The 25,822-nt window shown below is 47.8% G+C and carries 22 protein-coding genes; 15 read left to right on the forward strand and 7 right to left on the reverse strand.

Annotated features, from left to right (window positions below):
* Window positions 1-338 precede the first annotated feature (338 nt).
* The gene (locus FEN17_RS00930; protein WP_138363444.1) at window positions 339-584 is read left to right on the forward strand and encodes a hypothetical protein; all 246 of its coding nucleotides are present in this window, start codon (window positions 339-341) and stop codon (window positions 582-584) included.
* 174 nt (window positions 585-758) lie between these two features.
* Here FEN17_RS00930 and FEN17_RS00935 read toward each other — a convergent pair whose 3' ends face one another.
* Window positions 759-1,340, reverse strand: coding sequence for a DUF4142 domain-containing protein (locus FEN17_RS00935; RefSeq protein ID WP_138363445.1), 582 nt, complete (start codon window positions 1,338-1,340; stop codon window positions 759-761).
* Between the two features lie 135 nt (window positions 1,341-1,475).
* Between FEN17_RS00935 and FEN17_RS00940 the strand changes: the two genes are divergently transcribed.
* Window positions 1,476-2,108, forward strand: a complete 633-nt coding sequence (locus tag FEN17_RS00940) for a hypothetical protein (RefSeq protein WP_205748082.1) — start codon at window positions 1,476-1,478, stop codon at window positions 2,106-2,108.
* Window positions 2,109-2,189: 81 nt separating this feature from the next.
* On the opposite strand, the gene FEN17_RS00945 is transcribed toward FEN17_RS00940, so the two are convergent.
* Entirely contained in the window at window positions 2,190-2,786 is a 597-nt protein-coding gene (locus FEN17_RS00945) for an alpha-ketoglutarate-dependent dioxygenase AlkB family protein (RefSeq protein ID WP_138363447.1), read from the reverse strand.
* A 235-nt stretch (window positions 2,787-3,021) separates the two neighbouring features.
* Here FEN17_RS00945 and FEN17_RS00950 point away from each other — a divergent pair, with 235 nt between their 5' ends.
* Together FEN17_RS00950 and FEN17_RS00955 are read left to right on the forward strand one after the other, a co-directional pair.
* A complete protein-coding gene (locus FEN17_RS00950) occupies window positions 3,022-4,521 on the forward strand; it encodes a Y-family DNA polymerase (RefSeq protein ID WP_138363448.1) in 1,500 nt (499 codons plus the stop codon).
* A gap of 12 nt (window positions 4,522-4,533) precedes the next feature.
* On the forward strand, window positions 4,534-7,791 hold the full coding sequence (locus FEN17_RS00955; RefSeq protein ID WP_138363449.1) for an error-prone DNA polymerase: 3,258 nt from the start codon (window positions 4,534-4,536) through the stop codon (window positions 7,789-7,791).
* A 1-nt stretch (window position 7,792) separates the two neighbouring features.
* Here the strand turns inward: FEN17_RS00955 and FEN17_RS00960 are convergent, their stop codons facing one another.
* Complete coding sequence (locus FEN17_RS00960) at window positions 7,793-8,593, reverse strand: MOSC domain-containing protein (protein WP_138363450.1); 801 nt, start codon at window positions 8,591-8,593, stop codon at window positions 7,793-7,795.
* 119 nt (window positions 8,594-8,712) lie between these two features.
* Between FEN17_RS00960 and FEN17_RS00965 the strand changes: the two genes are divergently transcribed.
* The 6 genes from FEN17_RS00965 to FEN17_RS00990 are packed head-to-tail and all read left to right on the forward strand — an operon-like array spanning window position 8,713 to window position 16,422.
* Window positions 8,713-9,987, forward strand: coding sequence for a YihY/virulence factor BrkB family protein (locus FEN17_RS00965; protein ID WP_138363451.1), 1,275 nt, complete (start codon window positions 8,713-8,715; stop codon window positions 9,985-9,987).
* Between the two features lie 48 nt (window positions 9,988-10,035).
* Entirely contained in the window at window positions 10,036-11,760 is a 1,725-nt protein-coding gene (locus tag FEN17_RS00970; RefSeq protein ID WP_138363452.1) for an FAD/NAD(P)-binding protein, read from the forward strand.
* A gap of 26 nt (window positions 11,761-11,786) precedes the next feature.
* Window positions 11,787-12,560 (forward strand): exodeoxyribonuclease III, encoded by a 774-nt coding sequence (gene xth / locus FEN17_RS00975; protein WP_138363453.1) that lies wholly within the window; start codon window positions 11,787-11,789, stop codon window positions 12,558-12,560.
* A gap of 49 nt (window positions 12,561-12,609) precedes the next feature.
* Window positions 12,610-13,245 carry a (2Fe-2S)-binding protein gene (locus FEN17_RS00980; RefSeq protein WP_138363454.1) on the forward strand — a complete coding sequence of 212 codons (636 nt, stop codon included), beginning with the start codon at window positions 12,610-12,612 and terminating at the stop codon, window positions 13,243-13,245.
* Entirely contained in the window at window positions 13,242-14,252 is a 1,011-nt protein-coding gene (locus tag FEN17_RS00985) for an FAD binding domain-containing protein (RefSeq protein WP_138363455.1), read from the forward strand. The genes FEN17_RS00980 and FEN17_RS00985 overlap by 4 nt, the downstream gene beginning before the upstream one ends.
* Entirely contained in the window at window positions 14,245-16,422 is a 2,178-nt protein-coding gene (locus FEN17_RS00990) for a xanthine dehydrogenase family protein molybdopterin-binding subunit (protein WP_138363456.1), read from the forward strand. Before FEN17_RS00985 ends, FEN17_RS00990 begins: the two co-directional genes overlap by 8 nt.
* 2 nt (window positions 16,423-16,424) lie before the next feature.
* Here FEN17_RS00990 and FEN17_RS00995 read toward each other — a convergent pair whose 3' ends face one another.
* From FEN17_RS00995 to FEN17_RS01005, 3 genes are all read right to left on the reverse strand, one after another.
* A complete protein-coding gene (locus FEN17_RS00995; RefSeq protein WP_138363457.1) occupies window positions 16,425-17,123 on the reverse strand; it encodes a hypothetical protein in 699 nt (232 codons plus the stop codon).
* A 60-nt stretch (window positions 17,124-17,183) separates the two neighbouring features.
* Entirely contained in the window at window positions 17,184-19,361 is a 2,178-nt protein-coding gene (locus tag FEN17_RS01000) for an ATP-binding protein (RefSeq protein ID WP_138363458.1), read from the reverse strand.
* Between the two features lie 106 nt (window positions 19,362-19,467).
* Window positions 19,468-20,163, reverse strand: coding sequence for a LytR/AlgR family response regulator transcription factor (locus FEN17_RS01005; RefSeq protein WP_138363459.1), 696 nt, complete (start codon window positions 20,161-20,163; stop codon window positions 19,468-19,470).
* Window positions 20,164-20,326: 163 nt separating this feature from the next.
* Here FEN17_RS01005 and FEN17_RS01010 point away from each other — a divergent pair, with 163 nt between their 5' ends.
* From FEN17_RS01010 to FEN17_RS01020, 3 genes are all read left to right on the forward strand, one after another.
* The gene (locus FEN17_RS01010) at window positions 20,327-20,878 is read left to right on the forward strand and encodes a hypothetical protein (RefSeq protein WP_138363460.1); all 552 of its coding nucleotides are present in this window, start codon (window positions 20,327-20,329) and stop codon (window positions 20,876-20,878) included.
* A gap of 95 nt (window positions 20,879-20,973) precedes the next feature.
* The gene (locus tag FEN17_RS01015) at window positions 20,974-21,807 is read left to right on the forward strand and encodes a sugar phosphate isomerase/epimerase family protein (protein WP_138363461.1); all 834 of its coding nucleotides are present in this window, start codon (window positions 20,974-20,976) and stop codon (window positions 21,805-21,807) included.
* A 70-nt stretch (window positions 21,808-21,877) separates the two neighbouring features.
* Window positions 21,878-22,522, forward strand: a complete 645-nt coding sequence (locus FEN17_RS01020; RefSeq protein ID WP_229208634.1) for a TetR/AcrR family transcriptional regulator — start codon at window positions 21,878-21,880, stop codon at window positions 22,520-22,522.
* A gap of 2 nt (window positions 22,523-22,524) precedes the next feature.
* Here FEN17_RS01020 and FEN17_RS01025 read toward each other — a convergent pair whose 3' ends face one another.
* Entirely contained in the window at window positions 22,525-23,589 is a 1,065-nt protein-coding gene (locus FEN17_RS01025; protein ID WP_138363462.1) for an endonuclease/exonuclease/phosphatase family protein, read from the reverse strand.
* Window positions 23,590-23,700: 111 nt separating this feature from the next.
* Between FEN17_RS01025 and FEN17_RS01030 the strand changes: the two genes are divergently transcribed.
* Both FEN17_RS01030 and FEN17_RS01035 read left to right on the forward strand, forming a co-directional pair.
* Window positions 23,701-24,171, forward strand: coding sequence for a lipocalin-like domain-containing protein (locus FEN17_RS01030; protein WP_138363463.1), 471 nt, complete (start codon window positions 23,701-23,703; stop codon window positions 24,169-24,171).
* A gap of 83 nt (window positions 24,172-24,254) precedes the next feature.
* Window positions 24,255-25,754, forward strand: coding sequence for a choice-of-anchor I family protein (locus tag FEN17_RS01035; protein WP_138363464.1), 1,500 nt, complete (start codon window positions 24,255-24,257; stop codon window positions 25,752-25,754).
* Window positions 25,755-25,822: the final 68 nt, after the last annotated feature.

Here is a 25,822-nt window from a genome sequence, read left to right on the forward strand (position 1 = left end):
ATCAATAAGCAAATTTATATTGGCTCGGAAAATTTCAGGTTTGACATCGCGCACTGGTTAATCGACTGGACTGCATAATTATAGTGCCATTTTTCAATTCATGAATCAGCTATTTTATATCTAAGTACACTCCAGATCTCCCCCTCCCGCAATTTGCATTTCTCCAAATTTCTTCTGAACCTTCGAGCTCCTAATCAAATGTAACATATGAAGAATCTTGCAAGAAATGCCCTGTTATGGTGGGGGTCGGCGAAAGCTCCCCGAGCGGTGTTACATCTGCTAGGACACCTAAAACAGGGCGCCCCAGTTTAATTTTTTATCCTAAAAAATGTAACACAATGCAAACACAACTAAATTCCGACGAATCGGAAGATTCGAAGAAGCTCTTGGCTTATGGCCGGGAAGTCGCAGAGCTGCTCAGCCAGAGCCACGCCTCCACCTGGATCAATGACCTTTGGGACATTTACAGCGGCTACATGATGGCCCAGAAGGATCTAGGCCACAACCTCCGCGCCGGTGACATTTTCGCATCATTCAAGGAGCTGCTATTTTTCTTTCAGCGCATTGAGAAGATGAAAAAGTGAGATTTTTGCTAGTAAGTAACAAAGCCAGACATCAATCAAGATCGTCTGGCTTTGTTGTTTTAACGGAACTGAATCAGTTTCGGCGGGCTGCACTGGAATAATATCGACAGTCACACCTTAGTGATGAGAATATGCCAGTGTAGCGCAGCTAGCGACATTAAGACTTAACATCCTTTATTTTATCTCTTTCTGAACCGCTTCGATGTTGCCCAAAAGTTCTTTTATTTTTGGAAGACCTTTCTCTCCTGCCATTTTCAGGTCCGGATCTTCAGGTTTTGCGTTTTCAAGTTTTTTGGCATTGGTTTCATGACGGTCGGCCAATGCCTCCAGCCACGCTTTTTCATAATCCTTGCCGGATTTTTTGGCAAGGTCCTCCCGTTTTTCCTTATCGTCCTTGGATTCTCCTTCTGGCAGCGTCCAGCCTTTTTTCGTAGCAAGTGCTTTCAATTGGTCCGTGAGCTTGGTGTGTTCTTTTACCAGCTTGATAGCCAATGCCTTTACCGCGGGCGAAGTGGCTTTTTCCTCGCCTTGTTTCATTACCGCAATCCCGGCATACATACTTTCAACAAGGTCGTATACCAGTTTGGGGTCGTCACCCTGTGCCTTGGCGCTGTCCTCGGCCATTTCTTGCGTTGCCTCCATGGAACTGTCGGCGCTGAGGCTATCCTGTTCTCCGGCTGATTTGTCAGAACTCGAACAGTAGCTAAGTCCAAAAACAGCAAAAATTGCAAGCCCGATGTGGTTGATCTTTTTCATTATTAGGTTTTTAGTGATGATGAAAATGTAGATTACAATTATTGTTCCAGGTAGGCAGTGACCTTTATTTAAACGCTTTCGTTTCCGGAGATAATTATTCTCATATTACGGTAAATGCTAACTCACCTTACGATCATGAGAAATAAATTGTTACTATTAATTTTAGGAATGCTATCATTCCAAAAATCCTTCTCCCAAAGTCCGCAGCCCCAACCCGGCAGAATGCTTGCCGTGAACATTGGAACAAGCAAAGCTGGCACCGGGGATATGCGGGGTTTGGTTTTAGGAGTTGAGTATGAAAAAAGGTTTCGCCCGAAACTTTCCTGGTCGTCCGAACTCGGCATGACGATCCATGATGGCGAGGATTTGCTGATTGTGACGACGGACGATGGCGGACAGCAGGATTTGTCTTACCGTTACACCACAGCCGGGGCGCAGCTTTCGGGGAAATTGGGCTGGCATTTTGCAAAATCTGAGCACATCGACGTAGGTCTTAAACTAGGTGGGCTCGTCCGTTATCAATCTTCCTCCGTCGCCAGCGAGCGGGCAGTTTTATTTCCACTGGCAACGGGGTATCCTCTTCCACTCACCATAAACCGCAACTTCGATCCCCAACGAACTGTGTCCGTCGGAGGCGTTTTCCAACTTTTCGCACGTTATACCTTCAACAAAACCTGGTCACTTGGTGCCTTGACCGGTTTGCAGGTCGACACCAACGGAGACGCGTTTTTCCCGTCACTGTCGCTGAATATCGGAAGGCGGTTTTGAAACATATAAAGCCAACTCCCATATTTTGATTGTTTTCCTGTCGTGAATAAAATATTTGCCAGCACTTCCAGGTGCACAGCCTTATGGAATCTTCCGAAACGTTAAATTAACCCTCGCCTTCATCGGTTTGGCCGATTTTGCAATCCGGTGCTCCCAAAACTTCTGCAAGTCACCTTTCATCAAAAGCAGCGAACCATTGCCCAGTTCCAGTGAATATTGCTGCTTGTGGTTTTGCTTGTTCCTGAAATCAAAATTTCTCGCCTGCCCGAAACTGACGGAAGCAATCTCGGTTTTCAGGCCGGGAATGGTGTCCTTATCACTATGCCAGGCCACGGAATCATTGCCATCACGGTAATAATTTAGCAGTACACCATTGAATGTTGTTCCGGTGTTGGCTTCCACCTTTTCCTTTATTTCCAATAATTCCGGCGTCCACCTAATCGGAGGTCGCTGGTCACCATCCCGAATCGGCCGGTCGCCAAACCAGGCCGATAATCTCGGCGTCAGCACTTCTTTCTCGTACATCATTACCTTGCTTTGTTGAAAAGGGACGGTTTTCAAAAATGTTTTCAGATAGCGCTCGCTATCCTCTGCACTGAAAAATCCCGGTTCATAGGTCATCAAATGTTCAGGCAACAACAAGTGCGCCCGAACATCAAATAGCATTAGTTGCTGCATTGTTGGTTTTCCTTTTTAGTTGTTGAGTAGTAGTGATGGTATTGGCAAATCACTTGTTAGGTTTAGTGGCTTTTTAAGTGTGTAAACAAAAAATTTTATCTGTCACAAAATTCAAAAAAGTCTTGCAGTTAAACAAGTGTTTTGATATTATTGTGATCAAAATATAGATACTTAAAATATCATTATTTACTTAATACATTGAAAATGAATTGTTTAATGTAAGAATAAGTTAAAAATGCCCATACGCTACGCCCATCTATGGTTTCCTCGTTTAACAACCGATTACCTGGTTGCTGAGCGGCCTGAATTAGCTGATACAGGCTTTGTATTGGCGGTTCCCAGCCATGGGCGGATGGTTGTGAGCGCTGCTAGTCCGGAGGCGGTACGCAATGGGGTTGGGATGGGTATGGTGATAGCAGATGCCCGGGCGATTTATCCTACTTTGGAAGTTATGGATGACCAGCCTGAAAAATGGGCAGCATTGCTGAAATCGCTGGCGGAATGGTGTATACGTTATACGCCGGTAGTGGCTGTGATCGCAGGCGATGGGCTTATTCTGGATATTTCCGGCTGTGCTTATTTGTGGGGAGGAGAGGCCAGCTACCTGCAAGACATGGTATGCCGGCTCAATAAAAAAGGGTATCAGGTTCGTGCTGCTATTGCGGATACCATCGGCGCCGCCTGGGCAATGGCACATTATGGCGGGGAATTTTGCCTGATCGGGCCGGGAAGACATGAAAAAGCACTTTTGTCACTCCCACCTGCCGCACTCAGGCTGGAACCGGAGTTTGTGGAAAGGATGAACAAGCTGGGCCTGTATCAGATCCGGAATTTCATCAAAATGCCGCGTTCTGTGCTGCGGAGGCGGTTTGGACAATCGCTTTTGGATAGGGTTGATCAGGCTTTGGGGAAAGCGATTGAGATCATTCAGCCAGTGATACCGCAGGTGCCCTATCAGGAAAGGTTGCCGTGTATGGAGCCGATTGTTACTGCCGTGGGCATTCAGATTGCGTTGCGGAAACTGCTTGAAATGCTTTGTTGCCGGTTAGTAAAAGAGAGTAAAGGTATTCGGACTGCGGTTTTCAAAGGGCTGCGCGTGGATGGTAAAATAGAGCAGATCGACATTGTTACCAACAAAGGTTCCTGCCACATTGAGCATTTATTCAGGCTTTTTGAATTGAAAATTGCTACGATCGAACCAGATCTGGGTATTGAACTTTTCATGCTGGAAGCGCCTGTGGTGGAAGATGTGGACGTATTTCAGGAAACGCTCTGGAATATGGACGGTCATGTGGATGACGTCGGCTTAATGGAATTGCTCGACAGGCTAGCTGGTAGGGCAGGGCTTAATATTGTACATCGCTATGTGCCCGATGAACATTATTGGCCGGAGAGATCTGTGAAAATGGCTGAATCGGTAAGAGACAAACCGGAAATACACTGGCGGACCGACAAGCCCAGGCCGATGCGGCTGCTGAATGAGCCCCAGCCGATTTATGCGATGTCGCCGGTGCCCGATTATCCTCCTATGAGTTTTGGGTACAATGGTCACCAGCACAACATTAAAAGAGCCGACGGGCCGGAGCGGATTGAGCGGGAATGGTGGCTGGAAGACGGGCTTCACCGGGATTACTATTATGTAGAGGACGAAAACGGCGCCAGATATTGGGTTTTCAGGCTGGGACATTACGATGAGCATCAATCGAGATGGTACATCCACGGTTTTTTTGTTTAACCTGCGAGAAATATGCAATACACCGAGCTTCAGGTAACCACCAATTTCAGTTTTCTCCGCGGCGGCTCGCATCCGGAAGAACTGGTGGAGCAGGCTTTGGAGTACGGGTATAAAAAAATAGCAGTTACCGACCGGAATACGCTGGCAGGCATTGTACGCGCACATGCGGCAGCGAAAAATAAAGACATTCAGATTATCCCGGCGTGCAGGCTGGATCTGCTCGATGGGCCAAGTTTACTGGCTTATCCAACTACGCAACAGGCTTATAAACAGCTCTCTGCATTGTTGACGGAGGGGAATCTCAGGACGGAAAAAGGTAAATGTGATTTGTATAAAAGCGATGTGTACCGGCAGGCGAAAGGCATGAAGCTGATCGTCATTCCACCCGCGGCATTGAATACACAATTTGATTTTGACAAAGATTTTAAGAATTCATTAATCGAATACAAATGGGCATTTGGGGCAGACCTTTACATGGCGGCCGCACATTCTTACCAGGGTGATGATACCAAAAGGTTGTACCGGATTTCGCAGCTGGCGGAACAGCACAACATTCCGATGGTGGCTACCAATGATGTGTACTACCACCATCCCAAGCGCAGGGAGTTGCAGGATGTTTTGACCTGTATCCGTGAAAAATGCACCATTTATAATGCAGGTTTCCGGCTGCATCAGAATGGGGAAAGATATTTGAAAAAGAATGAGGAAATGCTCAGGCTTTTCCGGCATTATCCCGATGCAGTGCACAGGACCAAGGAAATTGCAGATGCCTGCCAGTTTTCGTTGAATGAATTGAAATACATTTATCCAAAGGAAATTACCACCGAAGGACGTACGCCTTTTCAGGAATTGCGCATGCTGGCCTGGAAAGGCGCCTGGGAAATGTTTGGTGAATGTATCCCGCAAAAAGTCATCAATGCGATTGAGTATGAGCTCAAATTTGTGCGGAAAATGAATTATGCGCCGTATTTTCTTACTGTTTATGATATTGTCCGCTTTGCCAGAAAGCAAAAAATTCTTTGTCAGGGCAGAGGGTCCGCCGCTAATTCCACGATATGTTATTGCCTGGGCATTACCTCAGTTGATCCTACGCAAATTGACCTGCTCTTCGAGCGTTTTATTTCTTCCGCCCGAAATGAGCCGCCGGACATTGATGTCGATTTTGAGCATGAGCGCAGGGAGGAGGTTATTCAATATATTTATCAAAAATATGGCCGCGACCGGGCAGGTATAGTTGCAACCGTTACCCAGGTACACCAGCGTGGCGCGATCCGGGACGTGGCGAAAGTAATGGGCATGTCGCTCGATGCGATAAACAGGCTAGCCAATTCAATCTGGGAGTTTACTGATGAGTGGTTTGAGGGTAAGCGAATCGCAGAGCAGGGTTTTAATCCCAATGATCCGCATTTGATTAAAATCCTCGATCTGACAGGTCAGTACGTAGGTTTCCCTCGACAATTAGGGCAGCATACCGGCGGTTTTGTGATCACGCAAGGAAAACTTTCGGACCTGTGCCCGATACTGAATGCCCGCATGGAGGACCGTACCAACATTGAGTGGAACAAAGATGATATCGACACATTAGGATTTTTAAAAATCGATGTGCTCGCCCTGGGAATGCTCACTTGTATCCGGAAGGCATTTGATCTGGCAAAAAAACATTACAATAAAGATTACACCCTTGCCAATATTCCGCAGGACAGGACAGATGTGTATGATATGATCTGCGAAGCGGATACCATTGGTGTCTTCCAGATTGAAAGCCGGGCGCAGCAGTCGATGTTGCCCAGATTGAAGCCAAGGGTGTTTTATGATCTGGTTATAGAAGTGGCCATTGTGCGCCCGGGGCCGATTCAGGGGGATATGGTGCATCCCTATCTACGCCGTAGAAATGGGGAAGAGGAAATCAATTATCCTTCGCCGGCCCTAGAAGAAATCCTTGGTAGAACATTGGGCGTGCCGCTATTTCAGGAGCAGGCCATGAAAATTGCCATCGTGGCTGCGGGTTTTACTCCCACCGAAGCGGATGAGCTGCGCCGGAGTATGGCCACATTTAAAGTGAAAGGTATGGTGGAGCGATTTCAGAAAAAACTGACCTCGGGCATGACTGCGAACGGTTACACAGAGGAATTTGCGCAGCGCATTTTCAAGCAGCTCGAAGGTTTCGGGAGCTATGGCTTCCCCGAAAGTCACGCCGCCAGTTTTGCCCTGCTTGTGTATGTATCCTGCTATCTCAAATGTATCTATCCCGATGTTTTTGCCACAGCATTGCTGAACAGTATGCCAATGGGTTTTTATCATCCCGCGCAAATCATTATAGATGCCCGAAATCACGGCGTGGAGGTGCTACCGATAGATATCAACTATTCTACCTGGGATAACCTGCTTGAAGAAAATAATATAAAGATCAGGGAGAAGGAAAGTGATAAGGATTACTGCCCGATACGGCTGGGTTTCAGGCAGGTGAAAGGCTTGCGGGAAGATGAAATGCAACTGTTGGTGGCGGGCCGGAAGAAACATTATACCAACATTCACACGCTGCTAGATCTGGGTATTTCGCTTTCTGCATTAGAAAAACTGGCGGATGCCGATGCGTTCAGGTCGATTGGAATGGACCGGCGGCAAGCTTTGTGGGAGGTATCTGCATTGAGCGACAGGCCGATGGGTTTGTTCGAAGGGCATCCTTCCCAGAGTGCCAGTGAGCCGGTGGTGCAGCTGCCGCTGATGACCGCCTCCGAGCATGTGGTGCAGGATTATGCTTCCACATCACTGTCTTTGAAGGCGCATCCCGTCAGTTTTGTCAGGGAAAAACTCACTGCTGCGAATGTGTACTCGGCGAAATACCTGGACCAAATCGGCAATATGATGCCCGTAAAAGTGGCCGGGCTGGTGTTGGTGCGGCAGCGTCCGGGTACTGCGGGCGGTATATGTTTTATCACCATTGAAGATGAAACCGGATGCGCCAACCTGGTGGTTTTTAAAAAAATATTTGCGCAATACCGAAAAGAAATACTGTATTCCAGGCTGTTAATGGTAGAAGGGAAGTTGCAGCGGGAAGGTGATGTGACGCACGTGATCGTCCGGAAATGTTTTGATATGTCTGTTTTACTGCGCAAACTGACCGCTACCGAGGAGGAAGATCCCGACATGCGGACCCTTGCACGGGCAGATGAAAAAGACGAATATGCCTCCCAGGCTGTTGCCAGAGGAGGGCAGCGCAAGAGAGAGGTGCAGACCGAAATTTTTCCATCCGGAAGAAATTTCAGGTAAGTTACATTGGGTGAGAAATGACCGGATCTCCCTCACGCACAGCTCCGTAAGTTGTGCCTATAAGGTTACGCCCAAAGAAGATTTTCTTTCCTTCGCGTCGGTAGGAGGCCAGCGTTTTCAGGGGTTCCGAATCTTTCCGGCTGGTTTCAGGGTCAATGTTGATCATGATGCAGCGCTCGCAAAGTGTCATAGCCTCGAAACACGTATTACCAATCCTAATCGAATTCCAGGTGTCTTCATCGAAAGGTTCGGCGCCCGCGATGACAAAATTTGGACGAAAGCGTTTCATTTCAACTTGTTCCGAAAGTTTACTATTTAAGTCTAAGAGTGAAGATTGGGAAGTGAGCAAATAGGGAAAATCGTCCGCAAAACTGACGGATTCGTCGTTTACGGCCTTTTCTTCCGGCATTTTTCGCTCACTGGCCGCAGTCATTTCTACAAGTCTAACATGCTTTTTAAGATGCTTCGTCAACCAAACATCCACCTTTTCACAAACCGTATAAGCGGTCAAAGTATCCTTCCAGACTTGCACTTTCACCGGCTCACGAAAATCCGGATGAAAAGGTACTTCAATCCTATCTTCCGGATGACTGGAATGTTTGAGGGTCAGGTTGTTCGCTTCAATTCCAACCTGGATCAGCGCCATGTTTGCATTGACCCGCTGCGTCAAAAATTTACCGTTTTCGTCGACCACCATCCAGCGGCGGTCGTACTGCAGGCCACGCTCTTCCACCTGCGCCTCTTTTACGCGAATTCCCCCCAGCGATTTTACAGGATAGATCCAGATTTGGGAAAGGAACATAGGCGGTATCTGAGTTGTGAGTACCCTTTGTGCAATAAAATCATTCCTGCCGGTAACATTGGTACAATTGTTTCAGGCAAACAGGCAGCCTTTTTTATGGTCTCCTATTTTACTATCTCATGAACCGGATCAAATTTGTAATCTCTCTGCTAAAAGAAAGCTTTTCGGAATTCACGGAGGATAATGCCCTCAAACTGAGCGCCGCGCTGTCTTATTACACCATATTTTCACTTGCGCCGATGTTGCTGCTGATCATTTCGATTGTCAGCATTTTTTATGGCCGTGAAGCATTTCAGGGAGAGCTTTTTGGTCAGATAAGTGGCCTGGTAGGCAAGCAGGCAGCCGCGCAGGTGCAGGAACTGATCAAGAATGCGGCGATAACCAATAAGTCTAATGTGGCTGCGGCAATCGGCGGGATAACATTGCTTATCGGTGCCACCGGGGTTTTTGCGGAGATCCAGGATTCCATTAATTACATCTGGTCTATCAAATCGAAACCGCAAAAAAGCTGGCTGCAATACCTGAAAAACAGGCTCTTATCATTTTCTCTCATACTTACACTGGGCTTTTTGCTGATTGTATCATTGGGTGTCAATGCCATGGTAGATGCGTTGAGCAACCGGCTTGAACGTTATTTTTCCGAAGTATCCGTCATTTTATTTTCCGTGCTGAATGTAGGCCTGGTGCTGGTCATCATTGCAGCACTCTTTGCCGTGATTTTCAAGGTATTACCTGATGGGCACGTCCGCTGGAAAGAATGTATCGTAGGCGCTTCCTTTACTTCTGTTTTGTTCGCAATCGGCAAATTCGCCATCAGCTTTTACCTTGGTCAGTCCGACCTGGGAGCGGCTTACGGCACCTCTGCGTCCATCGTCATTTTGCTTACCTGGATCTATTATTCGTCCATCATCCTCTATTTCGGGGCCGAGTTTACCAAAGTTTATGCTAAATCCGACGGGGAAGCCATTTCGCCAAATGAACATGCAGTACTGATGATCAGGCGGGAAGCGGAAACCACTGCACCTGCGTCGGCGGCAAAAGAAAAAGTAAAAGAAGCAAAGGACGTGAAAAACAAGGTGATCGACTTTTTCATGGAACCTGTCGAAGAGAAGATCAGGGCGGTGAGGGCGGAATTCAAAGCCATCGTTTTAAAAGTGGTTTCTCCGGCAGTTTATTATGGTGTCATCTTGCTGCTGGCACTTACGATCCTGATTACGGTGATTTTGGTACTTGGAGACCTGCTCAACCGTGCCTTGCACAGCGACTTTCTCGGCTACATCATTTTGCTTGGATTAAGTCTTATTTTGCTGGTTCTCAGTGTCTTTTATGCAGGCGGTATTATCAGCGGCATCCGCAAATTGCTTATGCGTTTCGGAAATGCCGGCAATAAGTAAATTTTTATATTCAACACATTTAAAATTAAGAGCATAATTAACGCCTCAATGACCATTAATAAAAAAGAGCGACATATTGCCATCCTCGGAGGAGGCCCCAGTGCATTATTCATGTTAAAAAAACTGATAGAAAGCGGCAGAAAGGATTTCAGGATCGACATTTTTGAGGCTAAAAAACAACTCGGTGCAGGTATGCCGTATAGCCCGGAGGGTGCTAATCGTGAGCATATTACCAATGTTTCAGACAACGAAATCCCGGAGTTGGTAACCTCCATCTCGGAGTGGGTACAGACGGTGCCCGACAATGTGCTCGCCGACTTTAATCTTCAAAGGGAAAAACTGACGGAATACCACGTCTTGCCAAGGTTGCTTTTTGGCCGGTATCTCTCCGATCAGTTTGAGTTGTTGCTGGAAAAAGCAAAAGTTAAGGGTTTTACGGTGAATGTACACTTCGAAAGCCGCATTGTGGATATTTCCGACCAGCCTTCTTTGGGGAAAGTTCAGGTAGAAGTCGAGGGGAAACAGAAACACCAGTTTGACCAGGTAGTGGTTTGCACGGGGCATAACTGGCCGCGTAAGCATGAAGGAGCGGTACCAGGATTTTTCGATTCGCCTTATCCACCTTCGAAACTAAGGTTAAAGCTGAACCACGCCATCGCCATCAAAGGTTCATCGCTCACGGCGATTGATGCGATCAGGACCATGGCGCGGAGTAACGGGACTTTTGAGCAGGTAAAAGATCATAAAATGGTATTTCATCCCGCCAAAGATTCGCCTGATTTCAAGATCGTGATGCATTCCCGCAGCGGTATGTTGCCCGCGATTCGGTTCCATTTGGAGGAGCCATTATTGTCGGAGGATTCCATGCTGACAAAGGAGGAACTTCATAAGAATATGGATGAAAATGGTGGTTATCTGTCACTGGATTATGTTTTTGATAAAAATTTTAAAAAACAATTTCATAAAAAGGACCCCAGGTTTTATGAGAAAATCAAGGACCTGAGCCTGGAAGATTTTGTAAGCGCGATGATGGATTATCGCGATCATAAAGAGCCTTTCCAGCTTTTCAGGCAGGAATATAAAGAGGCCGAAAAATCGATTACGGAGCGGGAATCCATTTACTGGAAAGAGGTGCTGGCGGTGTTGAGTTTTACGATGAATTATCCTGCGAAATACCTTTCGGCGGAGGATATGATACGGCTACAAAAGGTACTGATGCCGCTGATTTCAATTGTAATTGCGTTTGTGCCGCAAAGTTCGTGTGAAGAATTGTTTGCGTTGCACGACGCCGGCCGGCTCGAAATTGTGTCGGTGGGAGAGGATAGCCGCGTGGAAGCTGAAAGCAAGGGCGGGGTTACTTATCACTACATTGATGATGAGGAAAAAGGCCAGGCAGTTTACTACAAAACGTATGTGGATTGCGTCGGTCAGCCGCATTTGTCTTATGAAGATTTTCCTTATAAAGGCTTGTTAGTCAATGAATCGGTTAGTCCGGCGCGGATTATGTTCCGTGATCCTGAAAGCGGCGCGGCGGAGTTGGCCAAGGACAATAAGATGGTGGAGCAGCTTCCCGACGGCAGTTACTGCCTGAAAGTTTCCGGCATCACCATCAATGATAACTTCCAAATTGTTAACAGTAAAAAGGAGGCTAATTCCCGGATTTACATGATGGCAGTGCCATATATCGGCGGCTATAATCCCGATTATTCCGGTCTGGATTTCTGCGACGAAGCTTCCGGGGCAATTTTGACAGGGATTCTGGCGGAAGGGTGAGGGATTAAAGTGCAATTATAACATCCATGAAAATAGCAACGTACAACATTAATGGGGTGAATGGCCGGTTGCCGGTGCTTTTGCGGTGGCTGGGGGAGGCGCGGCCGGATGTGGTGTGTTTGCAGGAGTTGAAGGCGCCGCAGGAAAAATTTCCGGAGCAGGCTTTTACAGATGCGGGTTATAATGCGATCTGGCATGGTCAGAAGAGCTGGAATGGTGTAGCGATTTTGACCCGCGGGCTGGAAATGCAGGAAGTGAGAAATACACTGCCGGGCGACGAGGAGGATCTGCACAGCCGCTACATCGAGGCGATCGTGAACAATGTCCTGATCGGCTGCCTCTACTTGCCGAATGGTAACCCGGCCCCCGGACCGAAATTTGACTATAAACTACGCTGGTTTGAGCGTTTGAAAGCGCATGCCGCCTACCTGCTTTCCGAGGAAGTACCCGTCATTCTCGCTGGCGATTACAATGTGATACCGACCGATCAGGACGTGTACAAGCCTTCGAGCTGGGTAGATAATGCATTGTTTTTTCCGGAATCGAAGCAGGCATACAAGGAACTTGTCGACCAGGGTTGGACGGATGCGCTTCGTAAATTATACCCCGATGACCGCATCTACACTTTTTGGGATTATTTCAGAAATGCCTACCCTCGAAATGCCGGTCTCCGCATTGACCATTTTCTGCTAAGTCCACAAATTGCCGACCGCCTTGTTTCTGGTGGAGTGGATAAAGATGTGAGAGGCTGGGAAAAAACGAGCGACCACGCGCCGACGTGGATCGAACTGGCCGATTGAAGTAAAAGAGGCAGGATTCTTTCTTTTATTTTTTCAAAACAATAGAAAAATGGCCGAAGAATTTCCTGCGGAAAACGAACCTGCCTTGCTGCACGAAAACCGGCGGTTGTTCCTGAAACAATCCGTCACGCTCGCAGGGCTCGCATTGGCGCCGACGCCTTTTTTCGGTCCCGCTGCATTGAATGTGGAGGAAATACCGGGAGGCGATGCTGAAAATGTCAAGCTTAGCATTTCCGTCAATGGCGTCAAAAAAAGCCTTTCCATTGATCCAAGGGTAACATTACTGGATTTATTGAGGGAGAGACTTGCGCTGACAGGCACCAAAAAAGGTTGCGACTTTGGTCAGTGCGGGGCTTGCACGGTGCATGTGGACGGACAGCGTGTACTTTCCTGCCTGAGCCTGGCCGTAATGCAGCAGGATAAAAAAGTTGTAACCATCGAAGGTTTGGGAAAACTCGATCAGCTCCATCCTTTGCAGGAAGCATTTATCAAGCACGACGGATTTCAATGTGGCTACTGCACACCCGGCCAGCTTATGTCGGCCGCCTGTTGCATTCGCGAGGGTAAAGCAGGTTCAGAAGCTGAAATTCAGGAATATATGAGCGGGAACCTTTGTCGCTGCGGCGCTTATCCGAACATTGTCAACGCAATTTTGGAGGTAAAAAACAGCGGGCAGAAGGTATGAGACCATTCCAATACATTCGTCCGAAAAATGTGAAGGAGGCAGTGGACATGGTGTCGTTGGAAGAAAATGCGCGCTTTATTGCCGGTGGCACCAATCTGGTCGATTTGATGAAAAGAAACATCGAAACGCCTGACAAACTGGTTGATATCACACATTTGCCGCTCAAAAAAATAGAATATCACTCCGGTACATTGCGGATTGGAGCTTTGGCGCTGAACAGCGACGTCGCCGAGCATGCGATCGTCAATTCGCGGTTTCCTTTGCTGGCAAAAGCCATCGATGCTGGCGCCTCGGGCCAGCTGCGCAACATGGCGACGGTGGGCGGAAATCTTTTGCAGAGAACCCGCTGCGCCTATTTTTACGACACGGCATTTCCATGCAACAAGCGCCAGCTAGAAACGGGATGTGCGGCCGTCGGCGGTATCAACCGCATGCACGCCATTTTTGGTTTGGAAAAAAATGATCTTGAAAAATCCTGCATAGCCGTACATCCCAGCGATATGTGCGTGGCACTAGCAGCGCTGGATGCCATAATTATCACATTCGGACCGAAAGGTGAGCGGAAAATACCGATTCAGGATTTTCACAGACTGCCCGGTAACCGGCCAGACCTGGATAGCATTCTTGAAAAAGGTGAACTGATCCTCGCAGTCGAATTGAAAAGCAATACATTCCAGCAACATACACATTACCTGAAAATCCGTGATCGGGCTGCCTATGCTTTCGCGATCGTTTCGGCGGCAGTGGCTTTGGATGTTCAGCAGGATCAGATACGCGCAGCCAGGGTAGCGCTGGGAGGCGTCGCCCACAAACCGTGGCGATTGTTTGATGTGGAAAAGGCGCTGGCGGGCAAGCCCATTTCGCAAAACACATTCAGAAATGCAGCGGCTGTTTCCGTAGCGGATGCCAAAACATTTGAGCATAATGCCTTTAAAATAAAGCTCTTGCCCAATGTAATTCTCGAAGCCTTGATGAACGCCGCAGGATTAGAACCCAGTTATGATTAATCCAAAAAACATCCATGCTTCCGAACCCGACGCGTCTCTCGACCGGGTTGATGGTCCTGTAAAAGTGACTGGTACGGCGAAGTATTCTGCTGAATATCAGTTCGGTCAACTGACTTATGCCGTGTTGGTGACAAGTAGCATCGCGAAAGGGAAAATTAAAAGCATTAACGCCTCGAAAGCTGAAAAAGCGCCTGGCGTTTTGACGATCATCCATCATTTAAACAGCCCCGGCATCCCGGGTTACCCAGTCGTGAAGCAGCCTGCCGAGCGGGCGCCGCTCGGGACAGCATTCCGGGTATTTTATGACGAGCTGATTTATTTCAATGGTCAGCCGGTTGCAATGGTGGTCGCGGAAACATTCGAGCAGGCGGTGCATGCGGCATCTCTGGTTCAGGTGGTGTATGAAGTGGAGGAGCATCAAACTGATTTTGAGGCTAATATATCCAAGGCTGAAATGGCGCCGAGTGTCCGGCGAAGCAAAAATTCACCTTTTCAGGACTATGATCGTGGCACGACGGATGCCTGGAAAAATGCGGAAGTTAAAATCTCGGCGACCTACACCATTCCCACGCAGCACCACCAGCCTTTGGAGCCGCACGCCATCATTGCGGTTTGGGAAGCGGCGGATAAGCTGACGGTTTACGATAAAAATCAGGGTGTAAAATCGGCGCAGGGCAATCTGGCGCAAACTTTCAAATTGCCGCGCGAAAATGTGAAAGTGATTTCCAAGTTCATCGGCGGTGCATTTGGCTCAGGAATCCGCGTGTGGCCACATACGGTGGCGGCAGTGCTGGCAGCCAAAAAATTGAACCGGCCGGTGAAGCTGGTTTTGGGCCGTGAGCTGATGTTCACTTCGGTGGGTTACCGGCCTTATACGGTGCAAAAAATAGAAATGGGTGCGACGAAAGCGGGTATGCTGATAGCGATCACGCATGAAGGTATCGGGCAAACGTCTCAGTATGAGGAGCATTTGGAGCGGACCATCCTTGCGAGCCGCGCGATGTACGCCTGCCCGAATGTTTCAACCCGCTACCGGCTGCTCAGCCTCGATGTGAACACGCCCACCTGGATGCGCGGGCCGGGCGACGCTACCGGGATGTTTGCGCTGGAATCGGCGGTAGACGAAATGGCTTTCGCGCTGAACATGGATCCGCTCGAAATGCGTTTGAAAAACCATGCGGACAGTGACCCGGAGCGCAACTTGCCCTGGTCGGCCAAGTCGCTGAAAGCATGTTATTTGCTTGGTGCCGAGAAGTTTGGCTGGAAAAATCGTGCGCTGGCGCCGCGTTCCATGAAGTCGAATGGCTGGCTGGTGGGGTACGGCATGGCTTCCAGTTTATACGGATTTCACCGGCATCCTTCCAAGGCGAAGGCGATCATGCTGGCTGATGGCTCGGTGGTGGTGCAAAGCGCTACGATGGATATCGGGCCGGGGACAGGTACCGCCATGAGCCGCATTGCTGCAAAAGTTTTGGGCGTGAATCCCCGGAAGGTGCGGTTCGAAATGGGCGATTCCAGTTTGCCCGATGCGCCTGGACAAAATGGTTCTTCCACAATCCCCAGCGTTGGTTCTGCCGTCCATGTTGTGTGTGAATCGCTTCGTAATAAGCTGGTTACGCTTGCAGAGGGTATGCCCGGCACTTCGCCATCTTATGCGAATATTTTAAAATACCACAATCTTTCGCAGCTGGAAGCGACGGAAGAATCCAAATCCGGCCCGGAGCGTGACCAGTATTCCATGTACTCATTTGGCTGCCATTTTGTGGAGGTGCATGTGAAGCCGCTGACCGGCGAAGTGCATGTAAAAAAGGTGGTTACCTGCGCCGATGTTGGCAAAATCATCAATGAAAAAACTGCGAGGAGCCAGTCAATCGGCGGGGTGGTGGGCGGCATCGGCATGGCGCTGATGGAGGCATCGGTGATGGATCACCGCTATGGCCGCTACATTACCAGTGATCTCGCGAGCTACCACATTCCAGTCCACGCCGACATTCCGCAAATCGAAGTACATTATATTGACAAGCCGGACATGCTCGTCAACCCCATCGGCTCCAAAGGTTTAGGCGAAATCGCTATTGTGGGCGTAGCTGCTGCAGTGGCCAATGCTGTTTTTCATGCGACCGGAAAGCGGGTGAGGGAGCTGCCGATCACTTTGGAGAAGTTGATATAACCCTACTCCCGCCGTTTCGCATAGTAATTCCTGACATCCCGGTAAATGTTGCCCGGGTACAATGTGATTCCATAACTGTAATACACACCGGAAAAATGTTTGCGGAAGGCGCCGTTGGAAAAGGCGTTGCGATAGCCAAGCTGGGCGTCGAGGCCGGCCCAGTTGGTGACGCGGTACTCGGCATAGACGCCAATTTGTGCGGGCACGAAGTGGAAATTTTTAGCGCGGATCGAGCTGTCATTGGAAAGTTGGCGGTACCGGGCGGTTTCCTGGCCGATCCCCAGCTCCGCAGGCACCGAAAGGATCCATTTGTTGGTCCGGATGACCGGGTGCCAGTACGCAAAGCTTACAAACTGCACGTCGGTTTTGGTATAATAAGAAAGATTAATGCTCTGCGATAATTTCCGGTGCCAGTTGATCAGCTTCCGCGAGGCATCGTACCCCAGCCAGTAATAGCCTACCGTAATTTTATAATGTTTTTGACCAAAACTCAAACCCGTCAGCACGCCATTGATCCTTACCGGACGCCCGGCAATGATGGTACTCCGGGAATCGAGACTGAGTACAAAACGCGGATTGGAGGTGACCGCCAAAGAATCTTTTTCTCCGGCAAACGCCCTGACTGAGAACAAAAGCACGCAAACGCAGGCGGTGAAGCTGCGGCATGTTTTTGTCAGGAGCGGGGTAAACAGGGTCGTCATAATTTCAAAACAAACGCAATTTTTCGCTGCCTATTATGGCTTGCTCTCTGTCATTTCGCGTCAGGGTGTGAACTGGCTGTGAAATGACCGTGCTTCTGCCAACGCCTCCTCGCAAACGAGCGCCACTTTTCTGATCAATATTTCCTGCCGATCTTCGTCCAGTTCCTCATTTTCAAGGCTATCCAGTTCTGTAAACAACTTTTCATCCAACCCCATAATCGAAATGGTGGTTTTCAGGTTGTGCGCAATGTGCCTGATTTCCGGATTGTTTCTGTGATAAAATGCTGCTGAGAGTGCCTCCAACTGCGCCGGTACCAGATCCAAAAACTGACTGGTTACCAGTTTTTCATATTCCTCGTCGCCTCCACTGATTTCCCGCATATAACCGAGATCGATTATTGTAAAATCGGTAGGGTTACTGTGGCTGGCATGGGCATGACTGGCTGATTTGATGTGCAGGTATTCCGAGAAAATTCTTTGCAAATCTGCCTCTCTGATCGGTTTTGGAAGATGATCATTCATTCCATAGCCGATACATTTTTCCCGCTCGCCAGGCATGGCATTCGCGGTCATGGCGATGATGGGAATACCCAGTTTTAATGTTTGCCTGATCTGCGTTGTTAATGTATAACCGTCCATTTCCGGCATTTGAATGTCAGTCAGGATGATGTCAAATGTTTCATTTTGAAGGATTTGCAGCGCCTCTTTTCCGTTTTCAGCGATCGCATATTTTATGCTGAACTCCTGCATAAACTTGGCCATCAACCCTTGGTTGATCGGGTTGTCTTCCACGATCAATGCTTTCTGATCATTGAGCACAAGTGGTTTTGCCGGTAAATGTTCGCTGTTTTTCGAAACCGGAACCTGGCCGATTTGATAAGGTATAATCACGGTAACAGATGTGCCTGAACCCAATTTGCTATGCACGTCAATATCGCCGTTTTGAAGCAAAACGAGGTCCCGCACGATCGAAAGTCCCAGGCCGGTGCCGCCAAACTGCCGGGTCGTTGAATCTTCCGCCTGCCTGAACCGCTCGAAAATTGTTTCAAGCTTGCCAGGTTCAATGCCGATGCCGGTGTCAATAATTTCAAAAACTGCTTCAATTTTATCTAAATCAATATTTTGCGCCCGGACAGCTACTGTGATTTGTCCCTTTAAAGTGAATTTCACCGCGTTGCCGATCAGATTGATCAGGATTTGGGTAAGTCTTGTAGCGTCGCCTATTAATGTTTCCGGAATGTCGGGAGATATGTCCAAATGCAGCGCAACGCCCTTTTCATCGGATTTGTGGCGGAACATGGCTACGGAAGATTTGACCAGATTCCGCACATCAAAGGGTACCTGCTCGATACGCAGCATCCCGGATTCGATTTTGGACAAATCCAGAATATCATTGACGATCGCCAGCAGAGTTTCGCCGGACTGGTGGACGGTCGTGAGGTGGAGCCGGGCTTCGTCTTCGAGTTTTTCTTTTTTTAACAGATCGGTATAACCCAGGATTGCATTGAGCGGCGTGCGGATTTCGTGGCTCATGTTGGCAAGAAAATTTTCCTTCACCAAAACCGCTTCTTTAAGTTTTTTCTCGCTGGTGTTCAGCTGATTGATCAGCTCTGCCTGCTTTTTCATGCGCTGGATAATGATGACGAAAACGCCGCTCAGCAGGACCAGCACCAGCACAATGATATATACATTCCAGTTCATCACTTTCTGCCCGCTGCGGTCTACCGATTTCAGTTTTTCGGCCAGCGCAATCCTTCCCGTCGTATCGATCTGGTGGGTCAATGTTGTAATCTGCTCCGACAGCCGCAAGGCGCGGTGGCGGGCGACGAATTGCTCTGGCAAAGGTTTGCCAGCTGTGTAAAAACTATCAACCAGCTGCCTGCTGAGCATAATTTTTTCGCCGATCAGCAGGTCAAGATTTTGCGTGTAGCGAGCTGCAACCTGGCTTTTTTTTAAAGTTTCGGCGTCTTCGCGGATCTTGGCAATGTCTTTTTCAAAATCAGTGATTTTGCCTGAATCGCCCGTCGTGGCTGCGGTTTTTATGGTGTTGTCAAGCAGCAATAAATCTTTTTGAAGACCGATGAGTTCTTTGCTCAGGCGGTATTCTTTCAGCAAACTTTCATTCCCGCTGATCAGCTCCTCCACATTCGTCCGCGTCACATATTGCGCAAGGACCAAAGCAATGATCCCGACAATAAAACCGGCGGTAATGTATATGACGAGGTTCCTGATTTTCATATTATAAATGTAACAAGTCGCCAGTCTTGCCGCAATGCCGGGGAGCCGGATAGGAATTTTTGGTCGTTAAAAAAGGGAAAACTGTCGGTAAAACCGGGCAGTTCGTCTATAAAATATTCAGTCGCTGGTTGAGCGTGGCGCGGTAGGTATCCGCCACCGGCACCATCTTCCGGTTGATGATCAGTGTGCCTCCTTCGATGGTATCGATTTTACTTACCTGGATGATAAATGACCGGTGAACCCGCAGGAAATGCGTTTCGGGCAGCTTGTTTTCCACTTCTTTCAGGGAAGAATGCACGGAGTAGAATTTATCCGTCGTGTAGAGTTTTACATAGTCACCCATCGCTTCTGCGTAAAGAATGTCGTCGATTTTCAGCCTGCGGACAATGTTGGAATCCCGGATGAAAATGAAAGAATCGTCGCTGGTTTTGACTTCCTGTTTCCGGCTTTTATAAATTTCCCTGGCTTTTTCGATGGCCTGTAAAAAGCGCGCGGTGGTGACCGGCTTTGTAATGTAATCGGCTACATTTAATTCGAAGGCTTCTGCGGCGTATTCTTTTTTCGAAGTGGTAAAAATGATGATCGGATGCTTCGCGCCCAGACTTTTCACGAGCTCAATACCTGTCATTCCTTCCATTTCAATGTCCAGCAGCAGCAGGTCCACCGGCTCGTTTATGATCATCTGGTACGCCTCCACCGCATTCTCGCATTCACCAAGGAGGATTAGCCCCGCGTCTTTTTTAACAAGCTGTTTAAGCGTGGTGCGGGCAATCAGGTTGTCGTCAATGATGAGGCAATTCATGATGGGGGCGGGGTTTCAAATGCATGTAAAGAAAAGCAATTATAAAGATACTTCGGGGTAGTTCACCGACAGCTTTTGCCTTTCTGCCGATCCGGTATTTCCCGGTGTACGCCCCTGAACTAGTTTTGACACAGTTATTTACAAGAACTTAAAACAAATCACAATGAAAAAGCTAACCGCATCCGCCATCCTGATAGTACTCGCATTCGTTACCGTGAACGCGCAAACCGTAGCCCGTGCCTCCAAAAAAGAATTAAAAGCTGATAAAGTAGCCACTGAGAAAAGCCATATTAAAAGTAGCGACGGTGTCGGCACCCTCACGAAAGATAATTTTTACTCGGATTTCGGAAATGTAGCTAACGTGAAATGGATCAAAGGAGCTCCGTTTGACGAGGCGGTCTTCATCAAGGACGGCCAGAAAACGACTGCTTTTTACGATTATTCGTCGAAACTCGTAGGCACTACCAACATTAAAAAATTTACCGACCTGCCAGCTAACGCACAAAAAGAAATACAGAAAAGATACAAGGGTTTTGTAACCGGCGCTGTGGTGCTTTTTGAAGACAACCAGGCCAACACGACCAGTATGACCCTTTACGGCCACGAATTTGACGGAAACGACCACTTTTTTGTAACCGTAACAAAAGGTGATAAAGAAGAAGTGCTTATGGTCAATATGAGCGGAAATGTCTCTTATTTCAAAAAAATGTCGTAGTCAAAGAAACACTTCATCAATAAAAAGGTCCCGCGACAGTATATCGCGGGACTTTTTTGTATTTTAAATTCGATACGAAACTCACTTTTAAAGAAATGCGAAAAAATCAAATACTTGGCCTCGCTGCGATACTGCTGGTTGCAGGAATTTTCTGTGGTTTTATAAAAAAACAAAAAGCTGCAAAATGGAAAACCGGCGTAGCATTGTATTCTTTCAACAAGTTTTCTTTCGAGGAATCTTTGAATAAAGCCGACAGCGCGGGCGCCAAATATGTGGAGTCGTTTTTCTTTCACAATCTTGGAAAGGACTTCAACGGGCACAGCATTCCTAATCTAACGGACGAAGAAATTGCCAAAATGAAGTCCATGATCAGTGCCAAGGGTTTGCAAATGAAGTCGTTATATGCAGCAAATGGTAAAACGCCGAAAGAGTGGGAGGCAAATTTTATTTTTGCAAAAAAGATGGGGCTCGAATTTCTGAACTGCGAACCGGAGCGGAAAGACTGGGACCTGATTGATAGTCTGGCCGGCAAATACCAGTTGAAAATCGCGATCCACGAGCATGGCAAAGGATTAAGTTATTACTGGCACCCCGATTCTGTGATCGCTGCCATGAAGGGTCACCCCAACATTAAGGCTTGCGCGGATCTGGGACACTGGGTGCGCAGCGGACTCGATCCGGTAAAATGTCTGCAAATGCTGAAAGGTAATGTGATTGCGGTGCATGTAAAAGATCTGGATGTCGCTAATAATTTGAAAGCCAATGATGTAGTGGTTGGTACCGGCGTGCTGGATTATCCTGCGATCATTAAAGAACTCAATCGTCAAAACTTTTCCGGTATCGCTTATGTCGAGCGCGAGGCGAACTGGGAGCATAACATGGGGGATGTGAAGGCGGCGCTGGGGTATTTAGAGAAGGTAAATAAATAGTGTTGGTTGTAGGTAAAAGTTGAAGAGGTAAAAGCGAAATGTTGGGGCTTAAAGCTGTCAGCTAAAAAAAATGAAAGATACCGGCAGGCGGATTTTGGATAAGAGTGTGGCGCTTTTCAACGAGAAAGGTATTGAGTATGTGGGTATGCGTGAGCTTGCGGCCGCGCTGGATATGCGCATCGGCAACCTTACTTACTATTTTCCGACCAAGGATGATCTGGTTTTGAAGCTGCTGGAAACATTCTCAGCCGCCGACGTAGCGATCCACGAAGCCAATAAAGTCAAAAGTCTTTATGATTTTCTGTTAAAGAATGCACTGCTCTTTGATAATAGTTTGAAATACAAAGCATTGTCGCTGAGCATGGTGCATCTGATCGAACAAAACCCGAAGATTGGCGCGAATAATTCGCTGGTCGGAAATGCTTATGAAACCAGGCTGAATGAAGAAATCGCGTTGCTCGCGAAGAATAACTACCTGAAATTCAAATCGTCTATCGAACAACTCCTGCTTGTTTCGACCAATAGTTTGCAAAACCGGTTCTGGATGTCGGAGGCGCTTCTGGATGGTAACCGGAAAACCCTGGAAGGCCAGAAAAACCATTATCTCAGCATGAAGGCATTTTTGTTTACGCCCTACGCCACACAGGCCGGGCTGAAAGATATCGAGCGGTTTTTGAAAAAATTATCCAACCCAGCCAGCCAGCAAACAGCTTAAAATCACGATTCAGGCACTTCTTTGTTGATTTTTTCTTCCGCAAGTTCCAGATCGTCCTGATCCGGCACGGGCTCTTCCTGCTGCTCGGACGCCCGGGCTTCATATTGCAGGAAAATCAAGATTGGGAAGTGGTCCGAATTAAAATTCGGAAGGCGTTTAAGGTCGATTAATTTGAAATCTGTCGAGCAAAAGACGTGGTCGAGGGGGAAGCGGAGGAAGGGAAATTTGGCGTGAAATGTGTTGTAAAAACCCCTCCCAACGCGCGGATCCAGCATTCCGCTGATTTTGGTAAACAGTTCGGTGGTATACGACCACGCCACGTCATTCAAATCACCTACCACGATGCAGGGCAGCTGGTTTTCCTTCACTTCCTTCGCCACGAGCAAAAGTTCTTTATCCCGCTCCGTCGAATGCGAATTTTCACCCGGCACGGGCGGCGTAGGGTGCACACAATACAGCACAATTTCCTGCCCCGATTCCAACCTGACATTCGTGAGAATAGAGGGTATTTCTTCATCCACCAGGTACCTCACCTGCGGCTCAATCAGCTCCAAACGTGAATAGAGCAACATTCCGTAGGTATTTTCCAGCGGTACCAGTACCTGATGCGGATATTTTTCGGCCAGTTCTTTTGTGCCCTCATACCAAAACTTGTCGGTTTCCAGCAGCAGGATAATGTCGGGATCGTATTTCCGGAGTATCTGCAGACAACCCTTGGTATTTTTATTATCCTGAAAAACATTGGAAGAAATAATCCTGAGCCGGTTTTTGGGTTCGTGCTTTTGCGCAGCCAGCAGGACCTTTTTGGCGAAAAACGTGAACGGAAAGACTTTCGAAAAAATGTAAATAGCATTGGCCGAAAGCATCGCCAGAAAAAGTCCGTCGAAAAAAGTTTCCAGGCCGAGGTAAATAAAGACGATGGCAATCAGGATGTTAAGAAACAGTTTTTGTAATCTCGGATATTCGAAAACCCGGAATGTCCAGTAGTCATTTTTGATAATCGGGATGAGTGTAAATAAAATAATAAGCCCTCCGGCGATTTCAAGTCCAAGTTTGGCAGGATGCATCTAATGTTACGAACGTTCGAGTTTGCGGACAATATAGGCGATGAACGTTTAAAAATTGCGCTTATATTCGCAAAAACTCATTTCCCTGAACATCTTTTCCGAACTATTTTGATGAAGCATTTCTCCCTGATCCTGCTCGTAATTTCGTTTTTGACTTCCTGTGATTCGAAAAAGGAAGAAAGTTCGCAATCCGCCGACAAACTGCCCATTACCGGAACCTGGCAACTTTTGCAAGGTACATTGATTGAAAAAGGCGATACGACCGTCACCAGGTATGCCGGGAACATTTCGTTTATCAAAATTTTGAATGACACGCATTTCTCTTTTTTACAGCACGACCTGACCAAAGGCAAGGACTCTTCGGCTGTTTTTGTAGCTGGCGGGGGTGCTTATACGCTGAAAGACAGCACTTACACGGAACATCTGGAATACTGCAGCGCGCGGGACTGGGAGGGGAATGATTTTACTTTCACAATTGAGATCAAAGGTGACACATTGGTTCAGCGGGGCGTGGAAAAAGTAGCGAAACTAGGGATTGAGCGGGTGAATGTTGAGAAATATGTGCGTTTGAGGAAATTATGAAATTGTTAACATTCAAAATCCCGTAAACCCCACATTTTGACGGAGAGTACATTTGGAGATTCTAACTTACTCACCAACTCAAAATGAAAAAACGGTACTTTTTGGTCATTGCCCTGGCGGCGTTGCTAAACGGATGTTCGGACCATGACATTCCTGATAATCCGACCGCAGAAAATCCATCATCATTTAAGGAAGTAGCCGGAGTGGATCTGGGCGGTGCGGCTGCTTCCGAAATTTCGGCCTACGACCCGCAGGCAAAGCGTCTTTTCACCGTCAACAACGAATCGAAAGCGTTGGTCGACGTGCTGGATCTTTCTGCATTTCCTACGATCACTAGGTTGCAACCGATTGACATTTCGGCGCTCGGCGGTGTGGCGAACAGTGTTGCCGTGCACAACGGAATGCTGGCGATTGCTTTGGAAGGTACCAACAAACAAGCAAATGGCAATGTGATCGTGGTGAACACCAGCACATTAGCAACAATCAAGCAGGTACCTGTGGGCGCGTTGCCGGATATGGCAACATTCAGCCCGGACGGAAAGTACATTGTGACGGCCGACGAAGGCGAGCCGAATGCAGACTACACCGTTGATCCGAAAGGCTCGATTTCGATTATCAATGTCGCGGACAATTTCAGTGTGAAAACATTGACATTTGATGCCCTTGAAAGTTCTTTTGCGATGTTGGCGCAAAAGGATTTCCGGATTTTCGGACCAAAAGCAAGTTTTGCACAGGACATTGAGCCTGAATATGTTGCGGTTTCCAGCGACTCCAAAAAGGCGTTTGTAACATTGCAGGAAAACAATGGTATCGCAGAGGTGGATCTTATCGGTGGCAACATCTTGAAAATCCATCCGCTGGGGAGCAAGGATATCAGCCAGCTCATAAACGCGATGGACCCGAGCGACAAAGATGGTAAGGTGGCTTTCACGACCGGACCGGTAAAATCACTTTATCTGCCTGACGCGATTTCTTACTTTTCGGTAAACGGAACAGATTATCTGATCACTGCCAATGAAGGTGACGCCCGCGAATATGCGTCTTTCGACGAGCAGGCCCGCATTTCTTCCCTGAAACTCGAACCAACTCTTTTTCCCAATGCTGCTAACTTCCAGTTGCCTGAAAAATTCGGTCGTCTGCGCGTGACCAAAACGCTGGGTGATACGGATAAGGACGGGGATTACGATGTGCTATACGGTTTTGGCGGACGTGGTTTCAGCATTTTCAATGCGTCCAGCATGCAAACGGTGCATCAGTCGGATTCACGCTTTGAACAAAAAGTAGTGGAAGCCGGAATTTATGATGATGATCGTTCTGATGATAAAGGCGTTGAGCCAGAGGGTGTTACTGTGGGTTGGATGGGCGGCAAGCCTATCGCATTTATCGCGATGGAACGAGTAGACGCGATTGCAATTTATGATTTAAGCAATCCGGCCGATCCGCAGTTCCTGCAAATCGTTAAAACCGGGGAAGCGCCTGAGGGTGTGCTGTTTATCCCGGCTGATAAAAGCCCTAATGGAAAAAGTCTTCTCGTAACAAGCAACGAGGACGACGGCACTGTGAAATTCTTTCAGACCAACTAAAAACCAACTCTGAAATAGGGTAATCAGAAAGACTGTCCTGCTGATCGGGGCAGTCTTTTTTTTGCAAC

Origin of the sequence: Dyadobacter luticola (assembly GCF_005860805.1) — a bacterium.
Lineage (GTDB): Bacteria > Bacteroidota > Bacteroidia > Cytophagales > Spirosomataceae > Dyadobacter > Dyadobacter luticola.

Excerpts from the sequence above, each read along its gene's own strand:
- FEN17_RS00955 (WP_138363449.1), top strand. The coding sequence starts at position 4,534 with ATGCAATACACCGAGCTTCAGGTAACCACCAATTTCAGTTTTCTCCGC.
- FEN17_RS01010 (WP_138363460.1), top strand. The coding sequence starts at position 20,327 with ATGAAAAAGCTAACCGCATCCGCCATCCTGATAGTACTCGCATTCGTT.
- FEN17_RS01035 (WP_138363464.1), top strand. The coding sequence starts at position 24,255 with ATGAAAAAACGGTACTTTTTGGTCATTGCCCTGGCGGCGTTGCTAAAC.
- FEN17_RS00940 (WP_205748082.1), top strand. The coding sequence starts at position 1,476 with ATGAGAAATAAATTGTTACTATTAATTTTAGGAATGCTATCATTCCAA.
- FEN17_RS00990 (WP_138363456.1), top strand. The coding sequence starts at position 14,245 with ATGATTAATCCAAAAAACATCCATGCTTCCGAACCCGACGCGTCTCTC.
- FEN17_RS00935 (WP_138363445.1), bottom strand. The coding sequence starts at position 1,340 with ATGAAAAAGATCAACCACATCGGGCTTGCAATTTTTGCTGTTTTTGGA.
- FEN17_RS01020 (WP_229208634.1), top strand. The coding sequence starts at position 21,878 with ATGAAAGATACCGGCAGGCGGATTTTGGATAAGAGTGTGGCGCTTTTC.
- FEN17_RS00965 (WP_138363451.1), top strand. The coding sequence starts at position 8,713 with ATGAACCGGATCAAATTTGTAATCTCTCTGCTAAAAGAAAGCTTTTCG.
- FEN17_RS01000 (WP_138363458.1), bottom strand. The coding sequence starts at position 19,361 with ATGAAAATCAGGAACCTCGTCATATACATTACCGCCGGTTTTATTGTC.
- FEN17_RS01005 (WP_138363459.1), bottom strand. The coding sequence starts at position 20,163 with ATGAATTGCCTCATCATTGACGACAACCTGATTGCCCGCACCACGCTT.
- FEN17_RS00970 (WP_138363452.1), top strand. The coding sequence starts at position 10,036 with ATGACCATTAATAAAAAAGAGCGACATATTGCCATCCTCGGAGGAGGC.
- FEN17_RS01015 (WP_138363461.1), top strand. The coding sequence starts at position 20,974 with ATGCGAAAAAATCAAATACTTGGCCTCGCTGCGATACTGCTGGTTGCA.
- FEN17_RS00985 (WP_138363455.1), top strand. The coding sequence starts at position 13,242 with ATGAGACCATTCCAATACATTCGTCCGAAAAATGTGAAGGAGGCAGTG.
- xth (WP_138363453.1), top strand. The coding sequence starts at position 11,787 with ATGAAAATAGCAACGTACAACATTAATGGGGTGAATGGCCGGTTGCCG.
- FEN17_RS01030 (WP_138363463.1), top strand. The coding sequence starts at position 23,701 with ATGAAGCATTTCTCCCTGATCCTGCTCGTAATTTCGTTTTTGACTTCC.
- FEN17_RS00995 (WP_138363457.1), bottom strand. The coding sequence starts at position 17,123 with ATGACGACCCTGTTTACCCCGCTCCTGACAAAAACATGCCGCAGCTTC.
- FEN17_RS00980 (WP_138363454.1), top strand. The coding sequence starts at position 12,610 with ATGGCCGAAGAATTTCCTGCGGAAAACGAACCTGCCTTGCTGCACGAA.
- FEN17_RS00960 (WP_138363450.1), bottom strand. The coding sequence starts at position 8,593 with ATGTTCCTTTCCCAAATCTGGATCTATCCTGTAAAATCGCTGGGGGGA.
- FEN17_RS00950 (WP_138363448.1), top strand. The coding sequence starts at position 3,022 with ATGCCCATACGCTACGCCCATCTATGGTTTCCTCGTTTAACAACCGAT.
- FEN17_RS01025 (WP_138363462.1), bottom strand. The coding sequence starts at position 23,589 with ATGCATCCTGCCAAACTTGGACTTGAAATCGCCGGAGGGCTTATTATT.
- FEN17_RS00930 (WP_138363444.1), top strand. The coding sequence starts at position 339 with ATGCAAACACAACTAAATTCCGACGAATCGGAAGATTCGAAGAAGCTC.
- FEN17_RS00945 (WP_138363447.1), bottom strand. The coding sequence starts at position 2,786 with ATGCAGCAACTAATGCTATTTGATGTTCGGGCGCACTTGTTGTTGCCT.